Source organism: Paenibacillus naphthalenovorans, assembly GCF_900099895.1.
Lineage (GTDB): Bacteria > Bacillota > Bacilli > Paenibacillales > NBRC-103111 > Paenibacillus_G > Paenibacillus_G naphthalenovorans.
Genome location: NZ_FNDY01000036.1, coordinates 28,834 through 43,765 on the forward strand (window position 1 = coordinate 28,834; position 14,932 = coordinate 43,765).

A 14,932-nucleotide genomic window follows, 5' to 3' on the forward strand; every position below is an offset into this window, starting at 1 on the left:
TGGAGGAGTTAACGGGAACTTAACGCTCTGGCAAGATTCCGGCTCAGTACGGCATATTCTTCCATAGACAATGTTTCCCCGCGGCGGGAGGGATCGATGCCTGATTGTTGCAGGATGACTTCCAGCTCGCTTTTCGTTTCTTTGGTGAAATATTTCGCCGCTAGATTGTTATATATCGTTTTGCGCCGCTGCACGAAGCTGGCTTGGACCACGTCAAAGAAAAAGGCCTCGTCTTCCACATCCACAGGAGGCGTCTGTCTTACTTTCAACCGAATGACCGCCGAATCCACATTCGGCTGAGGGATAAACACGGTGCGCGGGACGATCGTTACGACTTCGGGGATACAATAATACTGTACCGCAATACTGAGACTGCCGTAATCTTTACCTCCCGGCTTCGCAGCCATCCGGTCGGCCACTTCCTTCTGAATCATGACGACGATATTCTCCAGGGGCAGCTTTTCTTCGAGCAGCTTCATAATAATGGGAGTGGTCACATAGTAAGGGAGGTTGGCGACAACGCTAACTTGCGAGACGCCCTGAAAATGCTGCTCGAACAGCTCCTTCAGATCAACCTTCAGCACATCGCCGTGGACAACGGTCGTATGAGGATAAGGGGATAATGTCTCCTCAAGCATCGGCAGTAGTCTTTGGTCGATCTCAATGGCCACGACCCGTCCTGCCGCCTTGCCCAGCTGCTGCGTTAGGGCTCCGATCCCGGGACCGATTTCCAGCGCCCCTTTTTGAGGGGTCAAGTCCGCTGCAGAAACGATTTTATGCAAAATATTGTAATCAATAAGAAAGTTTTGACCTAAGCTTTTCTTCAAGGTAAAGCCGAACTTCTGCATCAGCTCTTTGGTTTTTTTCGGCGAGGCGATGTCCTCCACAGACGCTTGTCCCGCATCCGCCGTATCTGTAAAGCGATTGGTACTCATAACGCTGCACCCTCTTCTTCATCCAAATGCCGCCGCGCCGCCTCGAATTCTTCTTTTGTAATTTGAAACATGCGGCAGCGATGATAAAACTGTTTTCCGTTACAATAACCGATACCAAGCCGCTTGCCCATCTCAAGCCTTCTGGCGGCAGCCGCCGGGTGAACGATCAGACCGGCCTCCAGCAGATCGTTCCAGCCGATTTCCGTACCTTGGGCCATATAATCCGTGCGTACATTCACAAGCGCGGAACGAATCGCTTCCACCGATGCGTTCTCCACCCCAATGTCGCCGCGGCTGGTGGCCGCCTCCTGCGTCAGGAACGCATGCTTGCAGCCGGGGACTTCCCTGGCGATGATTTTACGTATCCTCTCCCCTGCATGATCAGGGTCCGTGAAAATGATTACGCCTCTGCGTTCCTGCGCCAACCGGATACGCTCCAGCACCTCTTTATTGATTGCGGAACCGCCGGTTTCGATCGTTTCCGCTTCGACGGCCCGTTTAATCGCAACCGTATCGTCTTTGCCTTCAACAACAATAATCTCTTTGATCATGGAATTCGTCCGTACCTACTTTCGCAGCAAGAGAAAAGAAGAGGGACGTTAGCCGTACCTCTTCTTCATCTGTTCTATATATGATGAGTCTGCCCTAATTGCCCATCCTTAATCAGCCGACGGCTTCTTTGGACCGATGACATATACGGTTGCGCCATGTTTTGTTCCGAAGCGCAAAGCATAATCATGGCTGTCGAAATAAACGTCGATTTTATTTCCTTTGACTGCGCTGCCGGTGTCTTCCGCTCTGCGGAAGCCCAGACCTTCAATATAAACCCACCAGCCTATCGGAATGACCTTTGGATCGACTGCAATCGTGCGACCTTCCGTTACTCTCGTACCTGATGCCGTGATTCCATACTGCGGATGATCCGGATCCTTGCCTGTCGAGGCCGGTCCCGCGCTATACGCAGTGAGCTTCACGTTATTGATGACCTGTTTAACGTCGAACTTCACGCCGTTTCTGGTCACCTGTTCCAAGGTTGGCGAAGACGAAGAGAGTGTTACTACGGGATTCTTCGTTCCCACCGCAATAATTTTTTGCACACTTTGGGTTTGAATCTTTTCGTCAACGATTTGTTCGGATACGAGCACACCGTCTTCATAGACTTTTTCTTTCTTCTTGAGCAGAACGCCCTCTTGTCCTTCTTGAATAACCTGTTCTTTGCCTCTGATCAGCTTCGGCTCCGTCTTTTTTACCGTTTCGAAAGCGATCGGTTCTTTGATTTCCTCAACATTTTTCTTGACACGGACGATCTTGACTTCACTATTTTCGTTTATTGCCGCATTCAAAGCGGGAGTCACTTTATCAAGTTCACTGAGCTTGATCTTCTGATCGTCAAATAGCTGTTTGACCGTCTTTCCTGTCGTATATACGGTCTTGGTTTGCCCACCGTCTGTCAATTGTACCGGCTTGGCTTTCTCGATAATAATTCGATCTCCCGATTCCACCGAATCATCCAGAGAATGCGACACACGGTCGTGTTCACCGACAGAGATGCCTTGCTCATCCAGTATATGCTGCAGAACTGATTCTCTAGTTTGGAAAGTTTGCTCTTTTCCGTCTACAACAACCGATACGCTTTTGATTGACGTACCGTAATACATGATTAAAAACATGAAAGTCATAGCGAATAATATGAGTGCAATGATCGATATCATACGCAAGTTTTCATGCTTCCATCGCAATGCGAAGGACAAGCTGGATGATCGTCTTTCATGGGTTTGTTCAGGTGTCACAACGCCCACTTGTTCGGTCCTCCTTAAAGCCCCGCCATCCGAGTGTTATGCATGATTAGATCTGACGCGACTATGGTAAAGTATATTCTTCTCCAATTACCAACGTTTGCTTCAACGGCTATCAGAACCGTACTTGCCTAAGGCCACCTCCTGGAATCTTATTTTTTATGAACCGGCTTGGATCGTTATCCCAATGACGGGGGAATACAAAAAAAAGTCAGCGGAGAAGAGGAACCTTCCCGTGACTTTTCTCATTTTCCTCAAAATGAAAAGTTAAGCCGACGACAATCGTTACCTCTCTCTTAACGCTTACGAGGTTAGCTGACGGATTCGGACTTGAGAGTCGCCCTACTCGGAAGCAGCTGCCTGCCCCAAGATTCACCCCTATAAACACCACGTTCATCAACAGCGTAGCGCTGTGACATCCGTGATGCGGTTCCCCCGTTCCCTTACGGAACTCAGCGATGTTGGAATTTTGGCAATCGTATGAAGTTAATATTGAGTGTACGATGTGAAGGCTGGAATTGTAAAGTATACAAACTTTGAAAAAAATCTCGGATTTTACTCAATTATCATTGTTTTTTATTAATTTTTAAACCAAAACCATCTTTTTCTCCATTGGTCACAGTTTTTTGTTTTGTTTTCTTCGATTATCTTGTTTTGTATAAAAAAAGACATGTGTTCTTTTGTGTGAAAATTCACTTTATACCGAAAATGGATATGGCATTCCTCGAGGTAATCCCGGCCAATTCTTCCAGTGAAATGCCCTTGATTTGGGCCGCCGTCTCAGCTACAAGACGAACGTAAGACGATTCATTCCGCTTGCCCCGATACGGATGAGGAGCAAGGTAAGGCGCGTCCGTTTCAATAAGCAGCCGATCGAGCGGAACTTTTTCCAGCACCTCCTTGGGCTGTTTTGCATTCTTAAACGTGACCGGTCCTCCAAACGAGATATAGAAATTCATGTCAAGGCACATTTTGGCTGTTTCCCAGCTCCCGGAGTAACAATGCATCACACCGCCAACCTCCGCCGCCTTTTCTTCGCGCAAAATTTGCACAACATCGTGATGCGCATCCCGGTTATGGATGACAATCGGCATGCCGAGCTTACGTGCGAGCCGGATTTGCTCACGAAACACACGGGCTTGTACATCCTTTGGAGACGTATCCCAATAGTAATCCAGCCCGATTTCTCCTATAGCTACCACCTTCTCATGGCGGCAAAGCGATTCGATCCATTCCAAATCGTCCGGGGTCATATCCTTTGCGTCTGTCGGATGCCAACCCACGGTCGAATAGATAAAGTCATACTGTTCTGCCAAAGCGATGGAGCTGGGAATGGTTTCCCTGTTAAATCCGACATTGATCATGTGACTAATTCCGTTCTCTCTTGCCCTTTGAATCACTTCGTGTCGATCTTCATCGAATGCCTGTACGTTTAGATGCACATGCGTGTCGATCAGCATATGAACATACCCCTTTCTTCGCCATTGCGACAATGTTCAGGACAGACCTAACAGGATGCGAACATCAGCGTCCAGTTCCTGCAGATGGTTCAACAGCAGCTCATGAGGGTAATACAAATGGTATTTCCCCATATGAATACCGCTGATCGAGCGGACAATCTCCGATTTGCAGGAGATCTCCGATAATGTGTTTTTGGAATCCAGCAGCAAGATAGGCAACTTCTCATCCTGCTCTCCGGGACGGTACACATCATACGACAGATCCGACGGGAAATCAATTTTCAGGTAATAATCCGGATCGATTCCAAAGCTTTGCAGCAAGCTTCCCAGGCGTTCCATCAGTTGAGTGTCGATACGCTCGAGCGTTATATATTTGAACAAACGCCGCTGCAAAAACCGGGAGCACAGATCGGAGAGAATCGGATCTTTCTCCAGGGACCACTGCATCAAGACGGTTTGCATGAACGCTTCGTCCAAGAAGTAATATTCGTCTACCGTCAACTGCTGCTGAAACAGCTTATGCAGCGGAGCAATCATAAACTGGAACCGGTATCCCTCCTCATAAAGCTTTTTGGCTCTTTGGAAAATACTGTGGAGCACCACTTCCGCGCTGCGGGTTACCGGATGAAAATAAACCTGCCAATACATTTGATATCGTGACATCAAATAATCTTCCACAGCATGCATGCCGCTCTCTTTGACTACAATATGTCCCTGGTACGGGCGCATGACCCGAAGAATCCGATCTAAATCAAAGGTACCGTAATTCACCCCGGTAAAATAAGCGTCCCGAATCAAATAATCCATCCGGTCGGCGTCCAGCTGGCTGGATACAAGACTGACGACGATTTCTCTGTGATACGTTTTGGAGATGACGTCAGCCACTTGCCGAGGGAATGCCGGAGATACGCGCCGCAGCACTTGATTGACTTCCGTATCCCCCAGAACAATGCGGCACGACCATTCTTCATGGTGGCTCCCGAACGTCTTTTCAATGGAATGGGAGAACGGACCGTGTCCAACATCATGCAGCAAAGCAGCGCACAGGCACAGCAGTCGTTCCTCTTTGGGCCAATCCTCATACTGATTCCGTTCAAACTGGGATATAATCCTGCGTGTGACTTCATAAACACCAAGCGAATGAGAAAACCGGCTGTGTTCTGCACCGTGAAAGGTCAAAAAGCATGTGCCAAGCTGACGGATACGGCGCAGCCTTTGAAATTCTTTTGTATTGATCAGATCCCAAATCGTTTGGTCTTGCACATAAATATACTTATGTACCGGATCCTTGAACACCTTTTCTTCTTTCATCGGCGTGCTCATAGCTTTCCTCCTTGATCAATGAACTATTATTCGACAAACAAATCAGTATATTTGATAATTTTGTCGAATTATGTCGATTTTACTTTCCAATCCTTACTTTTTTTTCTATGTAAACGGTGAAATAAAATAATGAAAAATCGTATTTTTTGTGACAATACACTTTGCAAAAATGTGTGATATCTCACATTTTACTCGATTTTTTCTTTAAGATATAACAAATACAGAGTCATATTCCATAAAATAACATGAAATTGACTCAATTTTTAGTTGACTATTTTTGGAATGGTTGGTATCATATTCGTAAAGAATTATGTCGAATCATGACGATTAATTTTCTTCCAAAATGCTTCTTACTTATACTTCTTGGAGAGGGGAATTTTTATTATGATGAAATCTACAGGTATCGTAAGAAAAGTTGATGAGCTGGGTCGTGTCGTTATTCCTATCGAACTTCGCAGAACGTTAGGCATTGGCGAAAAAGATGCTCTTGAAATTTACGTAGACGGAGAGCGCATTATGTTGAAGAAATATGAGCCGGCCTGTATCTTCTGCGGCAATGCTGAGAACGTCTCTTATTTCAAAGGGAAAATTGTCTGTCATGAATGTTTATCTGAAATGCCAATACCTGTGACAAAATAAAAAAAATAAGGTATAATGAAGATAGCAATTTTATCTAAGGTAATTCTAACCTTTTTCATATCTCCTCTATAACCCCGATTCGTGGTTTCCTCGAATTAGGGTTCTTTTTTTAATCAACCCCCTAAATCCCCCTTCCAAGGGGGACCCCATGGGCGGCTGCCCCTGGACCCCGCTCGGCGCCTTGATGGACGTTTGGGCGGGAGGAGCGCTAACGTTCGGAATCACCTCTTGGATGAGGTGATCGGGCACACGCTTGATTGCGGCGTTCTTCCGTTGGAGTGCATGTCCGGACTTTGGGTGTTTTTTGGAGCGACTGACCGCCGTGGGGACGCACCCGAGGCAAACCTCGACAGCTCTTGTTCGGGCAAAGTGAGCTCGCTGCCAAGGCAGCATCGCAAGATCAAAGGCAAGGTCAACCACAACAACAAAACCCACAAACCAAAAAGCAAAACTAAAAATCAGTTGCCCTGGTGAAGCAGATTGTATAGCTCGCGCTTCGGGACGCCGCGGTCTTGGGCGGCGCGTCTCAGCGCTTCCTTATGGTCGAAGCCCTCAGCCTCGTACCGCGCTACATGCTCCTGCGGCGTCAAGCCAGTCCACCATGCGGCATCATCATCCGACTCAGCAGAGCTTTCGCCGTTGCTGCCGCGAATAACAAGGCAATACTCGCCTTGGGGCGGGTGCTCGTCCAAATGAGCCAAGCATTCCCGGATCGTACCTCGAACGGCTTCCTCATACTTTTTGGTTAGTTCCCGGATAAGACAAATTTCATGGTCCTCGCCAAGGATTTCCGACATGGCGGTTAACGTTTTTACCAGCCGATGAGGCGATTCATAGCAGAGTACCGTGCCCGGCTCACGCTTTAGCGCTTTAAGCTCCTTTTCCAGCGGCTTCTTGTCTCGCGGCAGAAAACCGACAAAGGTAAAGCGCTCAGTCGGTAACCCGGACATGATGAGCGCGGAGAGAGCCGCATTAGCACCGGGAACCGGGATAACGTCGATTTCAGCGTCAATCGCAAGCCTTACCAAATCTGCCCCGGGATCGCAAATGGCCGGAAGCCCTGCATCACTGACCAGCGCGATGGAATCGCCCGCCTGCATTAGCCGCACCAGCTCCGGTCCGCTCGCATGCTTATTGTGTTCGTGGTAGCTGACCATCCGCGTGGCAATGTCGAAATGCGTGAGCAGCTTACGGGTTTGCCGGGTATCTTCAGCGGCAATCCATTGAACTTCCCGCAGTACGCGAACCGCCCGGTACGTCATATCCTCCAGATTGCCGATCGGCGTCCCAACCAAATACAGTTTTCCGCGCTGCTCTCCAGCATCATGGTAACTCTTTTGAATGTTCAAGTTGATCTATTCCTTCTATTATATATGTTCTCTGTATAAGCAAGTTTATCTCGACGGCCATAGTACACTTCGAACAGTTCGTCGGTGTATTCCTTTTCGTTCTTGTACACAATCAGCGGCGGAAGCATGCGCACTTCCGGCTTGCCATCACGCAGCGCTTCGATCAGCACCATGTTGGCCTCCGCGTTTGCCCGCGGATGAACAAAACGTATGCGTTTGGGTTCCAACCGGTATTTTCGCATAGTGCAGCAAATATCAACCAACCGGCTTGGCCTATGCACCATCGCTACCCGACCGCCGCTGCGAACGAGCCGGCTGCTTACCCGCACGACATCATCCAGTGTGCAGTACACCTCGTGCCGGGCTGCGGCGACATGAGCATTCACATTCTGTTCCCCATTGGGAACGGGCAGATAAGGCGGATTCACGGTCACCAGATCAAATTGCCCATGGCCAAGCTGATCAGGGGCATCACGCAAATCACCATGGATCATCGTAATTTGTTTTTCCAATCCGTTGAGCAGCACATTCCGTTTCCCCATATCGGCCAGACGCTCTTGAATCTCCACCCCGATAATCGATCCACGGGTTCGCGTCGTCAGCAGCAGCGGTATAACCCCATTGCCTGAACACAGATCGACAATGCTGCCCGTATGCGGAACAGAACAAAACCTCGCCAACAGAACTGCATCCATGGAGAAGCTGAATACTTCATCGCTTTGAATGATTTTCAGTTGTTGGGTTAATAAATCGTCGACCCTTTCATATTCATATACCGGTACTTGTTCCAACACAAAATTCCTCTTTCCTTCAAAAAAACCGTAGAGAAGTCCATCCTCCCTACGGTTCGCTTTTATTTATTCAAAAATGACATGCAAAACAGACAATCGCCTTCCGTTCGCAAATGCCCGTAATTCACGTTACAAATGTGGAATCCTTCATGATAGATGCGGGCCAGATTGTCATAGCCTTCACCGGTAGGCTCCTTGACTAAAACGGAGGCGGCCGCAGGATCCGTACTTGCGTCAGCGACTTTACCTACCGCCAGAAGAGCAGGAGTGATCGGCTCCGTCTCTTTCTTTAACAGCTTGCGCAGCTGCTGATTCTCAATGCTCAGCCGCTTGTTTTCCTCAAGCAGCTCAATAATTTGCCGCTTCAAAGATCCGAGCTCGGAATGCACAACACCCGTTTGCTCTTCCAACTGTTCGATTTGTACGAATATATCCCTTTTATTCACTCTTTCTTCACCTCAAGCCGCGGAAGCAGCGAATAGCTTAGAGCTGCTCCACCACATCATCCAAAGGAAGATCCATCACTTTTTTGAGTTCAAAAATCTGTACTTTAGCCATACGTTCGGATACATTTAAGGAGATCAGCCTTCCGTTTCCGAACGATGTAATCACTTCACTGCCGACACGGGGCAGGTCGTCCTTGGCACTTTCATAATTATCATGCTCATATTTCAAGCAGCACATTAATCGTCCGCAAAGACCGGATATTTTCGTCGGGTTGAGCGATAAGTTTTGATCTTTAGCCATTTTGATCGATACCGGCTCAAAATCCCCCAAGAAAGAAGAGCAGCACAGGATGCGTCCGCATGGTCCGATGCCGCCCAGCATTTTGGCTTCGTCCCTGACACCGATCTGGCGAAGCTCGATGCGTGTCCGGAAAATCCCGGCCAAATCCTTCACCAGCTCTCGGAAATCAACTCGTCCTTCCGCCGTAAAATAAAAAATTATTTTGTTTCGGTCAAATGTATATTCAACATCCACCAGTTTCATACGAAGCTGATGATCCTTAATCTTTTCCTGGCAAATAGTAAATGCATTATTGGCCGCCTGCTTGTTATCCTCTACCAGCTTGGCATCCTGATGGTCAGCGATGCGGATAACCTTCTTCAGCGGAAGAACCACATCGGACTCTCCAACCGTCCTGCGACCGATCACAACCTTACCGTATTCAACACCGCGAGCCGTTTCTACGATCACGGCGCTATCTTGGTCGACCGGAAGATCACTTGGGTCAAAGTAATAAATTTTACCCGCTTTTTTGAAGCGAACACCTACTACGGAGAACAATCCTACACCCCCTTAAGCTTCATAAATATATTTTCCAGCGCCAGCTGGGGATTGGCATGAAACCGCAATCGTTTCTGCGTCTCTACCGCCTGCTCGAGACAGTAGATCCAATGCTCGATCGGGTAAGACAAAGCTTGCTTCGACATCCAATCGGCCTGATCGGAATAAATCAGTCCGTCCTTATTGCCCAAGCTAAGCTGTACCATATCCTTGAGCCACAAAATAAGCATATCCATAAATTTTGGCAGTTGTTCGGAAAATTCGCCCTTCGTCAGCTTCTGCTGTGCGGTCAGCAGAGCGGCGGGCAGCCGGGTCAAACTTTCCCTTACTAATTGTATCACTAGATTTCGAAGTTCTGCAAACCCATTTCCTTGAATCAACCCGCGAGCCGCTTCCGTTCCCGCCGCCATATGCACAGCGGCTTGCACCAGGACAGCCGGGTGCCCTTCTTGAAGCAGCGCCTTTTGCATTTCACTCCGGCCGATTGGCACAAAGGGAATCCATTGTGATCTGGAGCGGATTGTCGGAAGCAGGGCTTGTCCGTTATCCGTGATCAGAATGGCCACAACCTGGGATGCGGGTTCTTCCAAAAATTTAAGCAAGCTGTTCGCAGCCTGAACCGTCATTTTTTCGGCTTCCTCAATAATATACATCTTGATTCCGGAAGCCGAGGCACGGTAAGCGAATTGCTTTTGAAGCTCCCGGATTTGCTCAATCTTAATTGAGGCCCCCTCCGGCTTCACCTCGTGCAAATCAGGATGATTTCCATGCAGTACCTTGCGGCAGTCCAAGCATTCACCGCAGGCATCATCGGGCAGCACCTTACAATAAATTGCTTGCGCAAAAGCTTTGGCCATCGCCCTTCGTCCCGTTCCGGACGGCCCCGTGAAAATATAGGCATGCGATATTTTATCCGTTCGAAGACTGTTTTGTAAAATACGTTTTACACGTTCCTGTCCTGCTATGGATTGAAAAGACATGACTGTCTCTATTCCTTTCCGTTATAAGAAAACCTCTATCAAGGCCATTATGATGAGCAGCCCCGATCTAAAAAGACAAATTGATCAGGATGCCGCGAATTTCACCGACTTTGCGGAGCAACTCAATACGTCCTTGCTCACTATCCAGCATCTCCTCGGCCAATCCAAGCAGTTCCCGATCAATTTCCTCCAGAAGCTTATACCGTTTACCTCTGCCTCGCCGATCCCACCCTCGCGTCTCACGGAGCTGTACGCCGCGGCGCGCGGTTTCCTCAAGAAACTGCTTGACCAGCAGCTTATACTGCCGCAGCTCGCGGACGGTCATCGATTTGGCAAGCCGCTGCCCCTGGTGTTCAATTTGCTGCAAAATACGTTGAAGCTGCTCCCGGGTAGCTCTTTGGTCCTGCTGCTGCATCATATCGCTAAACGACTTTTGCTGAAGCTGCTGAGACGAATTGTTCTCGCTTCGTATAATTTCTTTACCGAAAGGCCGCCAGCCCGGGTTAATTTTCACATCGTCCGCATCCTTTTTCCTTAAAAATGCTCAAATTGTTCGACCGGAAGCACGAATACCGCGGCTCCGCCCACCTGAACTTCGACCGGGAAAGGAATGTATGAATCCGTTGTTCCTCCCATCGGAGATACCGGGGTGACCACCTGTTCCCTGATCTTGCAGTTCTCTTTAATGATCTGCAGCGCTTCATTCACCCGTTCGTCTTCCGTACCGATGATGAACGTCGTGTTTCCCGCACGTAAGAATCCGCCTGTACTTGCCAATTTCGTAGCGCGAAAGCCTTCTTTAATCAATGCGTTGGACAAGCGATTGCTGTCTTTGTCCTGCACAACGGCTATAACCAATTTCATACATCCAGCCTCCTTTGCCAAATGAATGATCCGCGTCCCTACATTTATAATTAGACAAGAGGTTGAACAATTCCTTCTATTATATAATATAGGCTCGATTTTATATTATTTCAGTTTTATTATACTCTTCTGGGGAGATATTGGTTCACGATTTGTTTCAGCTCGCGGTGTACGGCATCCAGCTCTTGCTCTGCATCCAATCTTATCATCCGATCCGGAAATCGCTCCAGCAGCTGCAGATAACCTTCCCTGACCTTATGGTGAAAAGACATGGATTCCAAATCAAGCCGGTTGATCTCCCGCCCTTGATCTGCATGAATCCGGGCAAGCCCCGTTTCCGGACTCACATCCATGAATAAAGTAAGGTCCGGCATCCACTCTCCGATCGCGAATCGATTAATCGCCAGCACATCATCTATTCCGAGCCCCCGGGCATACCCTTGGTAAGCCAAACTGCTGTCGATAAACCGGTCGCATATGACCACCTTACCTGCTTGGAGAGCCGGAATGACCTTTTCTGTCAAATGCTGACGTCGTGCCGCCGCATAAAGCAGCGCCTCGGTACGGGCATCCATAGCCGTGTGGCTTTTGTCCAATATCACCGCTCGGATATGTTCCGCGATAGGAATTCCCCCCGGTTCACGAGTCGATACCACCTCATAGCCATGCTCCGCTGCCTGATCTATAATCACGCCGATCGCCGAGGTTTTCCCGGCCCCCTCGCCGCCTTCCACCGTTATAAAAAAACCTTGTCTCACGTTCCCGTCTCCTTATTCCCCAGCTTGATATACCGGCACTCTTCCGGATTTTGCCACATCATACCCGTGAAACCGGGAACCGAAAACCGTAAGCCGCTCCAAGTAGGCCGCCACTTGTTTCGTAATCCTCTCTCCCGGATACAACACCGGAATACCCGGAGGGTAGGGAACGATCATTTCCGCCGCTCTACGGCCTGCACATTCGGCCACCGGCAGCATGTCAACCTCACAAGAATGATGATGTTCCTGTCCCCAACCGAAAGACACAGGCTCAGAGATGCTCCCCTCCAATACCTCGCTCTCCGCATTGGTACAAACCAATTCCGATGAAGGAGAGTCTCCTGCGGCCTTGTCGATGTCGGCGAGCGCTTCTATAAGACGCTCCCCGTCGCGGAGCGTACTGGCTATACTGAATACACATAGCACATGCTCCGGGTCGGCCAATTCAGGATAACAGCCACGAAGCTCCAACTGCTCCTTTAAGGAATAGCCTGAAAGTCTATTTTTTGCATCGCTGAGCACGATTTTGAAAGGATCCTGTTTATAGCTGTTCCCGGATCGCAGGCTCTCCGGCATCGTCCACAGCTTCCAACGTGGCTGCGCGGCGAGGCGCTTGCGAATCTCGTTCATTATCTGCAGTCCGTGCTCCAGAAGCTCCGTCCCCTGCTCCGCCAGCAACCGCCGGCTTACATCAAGACTCGCCATAATCGGATAAGAAGGACTCGAACTCTGCAGCATGGCGAGCGCTTTCCGAAGTAAACGACGGTTAAGCCGTTCACCCTGCACATGCAGCATGGCCCCCATGGTCATGGCGGTCAGCATTTTGTGAGTAGACTGCACCACCGCATCCGCGCCCGCGGCCAGCGCCGATGACGGCAAAGCCGGATGAAAGCCAAAATGAGCGCCATGCGCTTCATCTACGAGCAGAAGCTTTCCTTGGCCATGCAGCAGCTGAGCCAGAGAAGTAAGGTCTGCCGCCATTCCGTAATAGCTTGGATTCGTAACAAACAGCCCTTTCGCCTCAGGATAGCGCTTCAGAGCTTCTTCCACGTCTGGGACACGAAGTCCGATGGTCAATCCGGAATGCCGCTCGCATTGGGGCGTAATAAAAACGGCCTGCGCTCCCGCCAGCGTAAGCCCGTGAATGACCGATTTGTGTACATCTCTCTGCACGAGCAGAAGATCCCCGGGGCGGCATGCGGACATGATCATCGCCAGATTTCCAGCCGTACTTCCGCCCACAAGAAATAACGTTTCTTCCGCTCCAAAGCAATCCGCGGCCAATTCTTGAGCTTCTTTGATCGCCTCTTCCGGATGGTGCAGATCATCCAGTCCGGGAATTTCCGTCAGATCGATGTTCAGTACGCTGCCGTAATGTCCCCAAGCGCCTGAATATGCCTTTGACCTGGATTTGTGGCCAGGTACATGAAGGCTTACCGCGTTTCTTTGCGCATGTGCGGCAAGCTTCTCGAAGAGCGGTGCTCTATGATGTAATCCCATGAACATCCTCATTTCACAAACCGATAATACACGTATTGTACCAAACAAAAAAGCCCGCTTCCATCCTTGTTCAAGATAAAATGAGCCGGTTCGCGCAAAGGTTCACGCATTTTTTTTATAAATAATTTGTTTCATCTGATGTATGAAAAAAGGATATTTAGGGTCGCTTACATCCGTTCTGACCATCTCTTTCTCACAATCGTCACATATAAATTCGGATATAATCATGATGCCTTGTTCCTTAGAGAGTCCGCAGATGATGCAGGGTCCTGTACATTCGTGCTGCAGCGCATCGCCCATTTCAATCACCTCTATTCTTTTATCTATCAGTATGTCCGATTCTCTCAAGAATAAACCGTCCTGAAGTATTTTTATGTAAACGATGCTTATCCTGTGCGTATTGCCTTATAATTTAACTATAGCTTACCGATATATGTATTGGATTTATTATACGATAGACAGGTGGATGCAGACCTTGAATACTTACAATAAACCTAATGAAAGAAGCTTGTCCAAAGATTCAACCATCTATCACTATCGTCTGCTCAAAAGGATACATTATAAACCTTTTTTTGCATATATGTTCTGGCCTGTTGCGGCCATTATTCCGCTGCTGTCTTTTTTTCTGATTCACCCCGCAGCCGTCTTGTCAGGTATTGTCGTTGTCCCCGTCCTTCACGCTTTTATCATTCAATTGCTGCTCCGGACCAAAGAAAGACATGCGCCCAAAACTTGGAAGTGGTCTATGCGATTCCCTTGGCTGGGATACGTCCCCGATAGCTATATTGCATTGGCCAAAGCCTGCCGGCTTCATCTGCACACATTGTGGATCGTGTTTATTATTATAGGATGCTTCTATCCCTGGATGTCACCTATGTATTTGGTTTACCTGCTGTTCATCCATATCTGGCTATTGCTTCCCCGTCTCCTTCTGCTATTCCTGCTTCGTAAACATCGATCCAACGGGTACTTGAAACTTAATGATAACGACACGTCCTGCTATGCCCAATAGCGGGATGTTCGCCTTAGCCATATCATTAGGCCTTTGGATATAAGTGAATTAAAAAAAGCCAACGTTCGTGATTTGAACGATGGCTTTTCGCTTGCGCCCTGAAAACTGGATCGAAACCAAGCTGCTGATCATCTTCATGTGCATTTTTGGATAAGCCCTCGACCGATTAGTATTCGTCAGCTCCACACGTTGCCGTGCTTCCACCCCGAACCTATCTACCTCGTCGTCTACAAGGGGT

18 protein-coding genes, 1 rRNA gene and 1 riboswitch are annotated in these 14,932 nt (G+C 48.7%); of the genes, 3 read left to right on the forward strand and 16 right to left on the reverse strand.

Annotation, left to right across the window (positions count from 1 at the left end):
• Positions 1-8: 8 nt before the first annotated feature.
• The 5 genes from rsmA to BLT35_RS22600 all read right to left on the reverse strand — a co-directional run bounded on the left by rsmA (position 9) and on the right by BLT35_RS22600 (position 5,514).
• Positions 9-935, reverse strand: coding sequence for a 16S rRNA (adenine(1518)-N(6)/adenine(1519)-N(6))-dimethyltransferase RsmA (gene rsmA, locus BLT35_RS22580; protein WP_062410329.1), 927 nt, complete (start codon positions 933-935; stop codon positions 9-11).
• A complete protein-coding gene (rnmV, locus tag BLT35_RS22585) occupies positions 932-1,486 on the reverse strand; it encodes a ribonuclease M5 (protein WP_062410328.1) in 555 nt (184 codons plus the stop codon). Before rnmV ends, rsmA begins: the two co-directional genes overlap by 4 nt.
• A gap of 108 nt (positions 1,487-1,594) precedes the next feature.
• Positions 1,595-2,734, reverse strand: coding sequence for a resuscitation-promoting factor (locus tag BLT35_RS22590; RefSeq protein WP_062410327.1), 1,140 nt, complete (start codon positions 2,732-2,734; stop codon positions 1,595-1,597).
• A gap of 281 nt (positions 2,735-3,015) precedes the next feature.
• A riboswitch (cyclic di-AMP (ydaO/yuaA leader) is annotated at positions 3,016-3,199 on the reverse strand.
• A 224-nt stretch (positions 3,200-3,423) separates the two neighbouring features.
• Complete coding sequence (locus BLT35_RS22595; RefSeq protein ID WP_054819633.1) at positions 3,424-4,191, reverse strand: TatD family hydrolase; 768 nt, start codon at positions 4,189-4,191, stop codon at positions 3,424-3,426.
• A 36-nt stretch (positions 4,192-4,227) separates the two neighbouring features.
• Positions 4,228-5,514 carry an HD domain-containing protein gene (locus BLT35_RS22600; RefSeq protein ID WP_062410326.1) on the reverse strand — a complete coding sequence of 429 codons (1,287 nt, stop codon included), beginning with the start codon at positions 5,512-5,514 and terminating at the stop codon, positions 4,228-4,230.
• Positions 5,515-5,898: 384 nt separating this feature from the next.
• Between BLT35_RS22600 and BLT35_RS22605 the strand changes: the two genes are divergently transcribed.
• The gene (locus BLT35_RS22605) at positions 5,899-6,153 is read left to right on the forward strand and encodes an AbrB/MazE/SpoVT family DNA-binding domain-containing protein (protein ID WP_010501678.1); all 255 of its coding nucleotides are present in this window, start codon (positions 5,899-5,901) and stop codon (positions 6,151-6,153) included.
• Between the two features lie 228 nt (positions 6,154-6,381).
• Positions 6,382-6,627 carry a hypothetical protein gene (locus BLT35_RS27215; protein WP_217634739.1) on the forward strand — a complete coding sequence of 82 codons (246 nt, stop codon included), beginning with the start codon at positions 6,382-6,384 and terminating at the stop codon, positions 6,625-6,627.
• Here the strand turns inward: BLT35_RS27215 and rsmI are convergent.
• The 10 genes from rsmI to BLT35_RS22660 all read right to left on the reverse strand — a co-directional run bounded on the left by rsmI (position 6,612) and on the right by BLT35_RS22660 (position 13,982).
• Positions 6,612-7,508 (reverse strand): 16S rRNA (cytidine(1402)-2'-O)-methyltransferase, encoded by an 897-nt coding sequence (gene rsmI, locus BLT35_RS22615; protein WP_171006035.1) that lies wholly within the window; start codon positions 7,506-7,508, stop codon positions 6,612-6,614. The genes BLT35_RS27215 and rsmI overlap by 16 nt on opposite strands.
• A complete protein-coding gene (locus tag BLT35_RS22620) occupies positions 7,499-8,293 on the reverse strand; it encodes a tRNA1(Val) (adenine(37)-N6)-methyltransferase (RefSeq protein ID WP_054819631.1) in 795 nt (264 codons plus the stop codon). The genes rsmI and BLT35_RS22620 overlap by 10 nt, the downstream gene beginning before the upstream one ends.
• Positions 8,294-8,355: 62 nt before the next feature.
• Entirely contained in the window at positions 8,356-8,739 is a 384-nt protein-coding gene (locus BLT35_RS22625; protein ID WP_054819630.1) for an initiation-control protein YabA, read from the reverse strand.
• 37 nt (positions 8,740-8,776) lie between these two features.
• On the reverse strand, positions 8,777-9,580 hold the full coding sequence (locus tag BLT35_RS22630) for a PSP1 domain-containing protein (protein WP_062410323.1): 804 nt from the start codon (positions 9,578-9,580) through the stop codon (positions 8,777-8,779).
• 2 nt (positions 9,581-9,582) lie between these two features.
• Complete coding sequence (holB, locus tag BLT35_RS22635; protein WP_074729814.1) at positions 9,583-10,560, reverse strand: DNA polymerase III subunit delta'; 978 nt, start codon at positions 10,558-10,560, stop codon at positions 9,583-9,585.
• Positions 10,561-10,627: 67 nt separating this feature from the next.
• Positions 10,628-11,074 carry a YaaR family protein gene (locus BLT35_RS22640; RefSeq protein WP_062410321.1) on the reverse strand — a complete coding sequence of 149 codons (447 nt, stop codon included), beginning with the start codon at positions 11,072-11,074 and terminating at the stop codon, positions 10,628-10,630.
• Between the two features lie 20 nt (positions 11,075-11,094).
• Positions 11,095-11,424, reverse strand: a complete 330-nt coding sequence (gene darA, locus BLT35_RS22645; protein ID WP_062410320.1) for a cyclic di-AMP receptor DarA — start codon at positions 11,422-11,424, stop codon at positions 11,095-11,097.
• Between the two features lie 119 nt (positions 11,425-11,543).
• On the reverse strand, positions 11,544-12,182 hold the full coding sequence (gene tmk / locus BLT35_RS22650; RefSeq protein WP_062410319.1) for a dTMP kinase: 639 nt from the start codon (positions 12,180-12,182) through the stop codon (positions 11,544-11,546).
• Between the two features lie 12 nt (positions 12,183-12,194).
• Positions 12,195-13,682 (reverse strand): aminotransferase class I/II-fold pyridoxal phosphate-dependent enzyme, encoded by a 1,488-nt coding sequence (locus tag BLT35_RS22655; protein WP_174351222.1) that lies wholly within the window; start codon positions 13,680-13,682, stop codon positions 12,195-12,197.
• A gap of 102 nt (positions 13,683-13,784) precedes the next feature.
• Positions 13,785-13,982, reverse strand: a complete 198-nt coding sequence (locus BLT35_RS22660) for a sigma factor G inhibitor Gin (RefSeq protein WP_062410317.1) — start codon at positions 13,980-13,982, stop codon at positions 13,785-13,787.
• A gap of 175 nt (positions 13,983-14,157) precedes the next feature.
• Here BLT35_RS22660 and BLT35_RS22665 point away from each other — a divergent pair, with 175 nt between their 5' ends.
• Entirely contained in the window at positions 14,158-14,694 is a 537-nt protein-coding gene (locus BLT35_RS22665) for a hypothetical protein (RefSeq protein WP_062410316.1), read from the forward strand.
• 146 nt (positions 14,695-14,840) lie between these two features.
• On the opposite strand, the gene BLT35_RS22670 is transcribed toward BLT35_RS22665, so the two are convergent.
• Positions 14,841-14,932: ribosomal RNA gene (locus BLT35_RS22670) — 23S ribosomal RNA — on the reverse strand; the annotation flags it as partial.

What these genes read in the sequence shown, in the direction of transcription:
- BLT35_RS22655 (WP_174351222.1), bottom strand. Translation starts at nt 13,682, where the DNA reads ATGGGATTACATCATAGAGCACCGCTCTTCGAGAAGCTTGCCGCACAT.
- darA (WP_062410320.1), bottom strand. Translation starts at nt 11,424, where the DNA reads ATGAAATTGGTTATAGCCGTTGTGCAGGACAAAGACAGCAATCGCTTG.
- holB (WP_074729814.1), bottom strand. Translation starts at nt 10,560, where the DNA reads ATGTCTTTTCAATCCATAGCAGGACAGGAACGTGTAAAACGTATTTTA.
- BLT35_RS22595 (WP_054819633.1), bottom strand. Translation starts at nt 4,191, where the DNA reads ATGCTGATCGACACGCATGTGCATCTAAACGTACAGGCATTCGATGAA.
- rsmA (WP_062410329.1), bottom strand. Translation starts at nt 935, where the DNA reads ATGAGTACCAATCGCTTTACAGATACGGCGGATGCGGGACAAGCGTCT.
- rnmV (WP_062410328.1), bottom strand. Translation starts at nt 1,486, where the DNA reads ATGATCAAAGAGATTATTGTTGTTGAAGGCAAAGACGATACGGTTGCG.
- BLT35_RS22660 (WP_062410317.1), bottom strand. Translation starts at nt 13,982, where the DNA reads ATGGGCGATGCGCTGCAGCACGAATGTACAGGACCCTGCATCATCTGC.
- BLT35_RS22600 (WP_062410326.1), bottom strand. Translation starts at nt 5,514, where the DNA reads ATGAGCACGCCGATGAAAGAAGAAAAGGTGTTCAAGGATCCGGTACAT.
- BLT35_RS22605 (WP_010501678.1), top strand. Translation starts at nt 5,899, where the DNA reads ATGATGAAATCTACAGGTATCGTAAGAAAAGTTGATGAGCTGGGTCGT.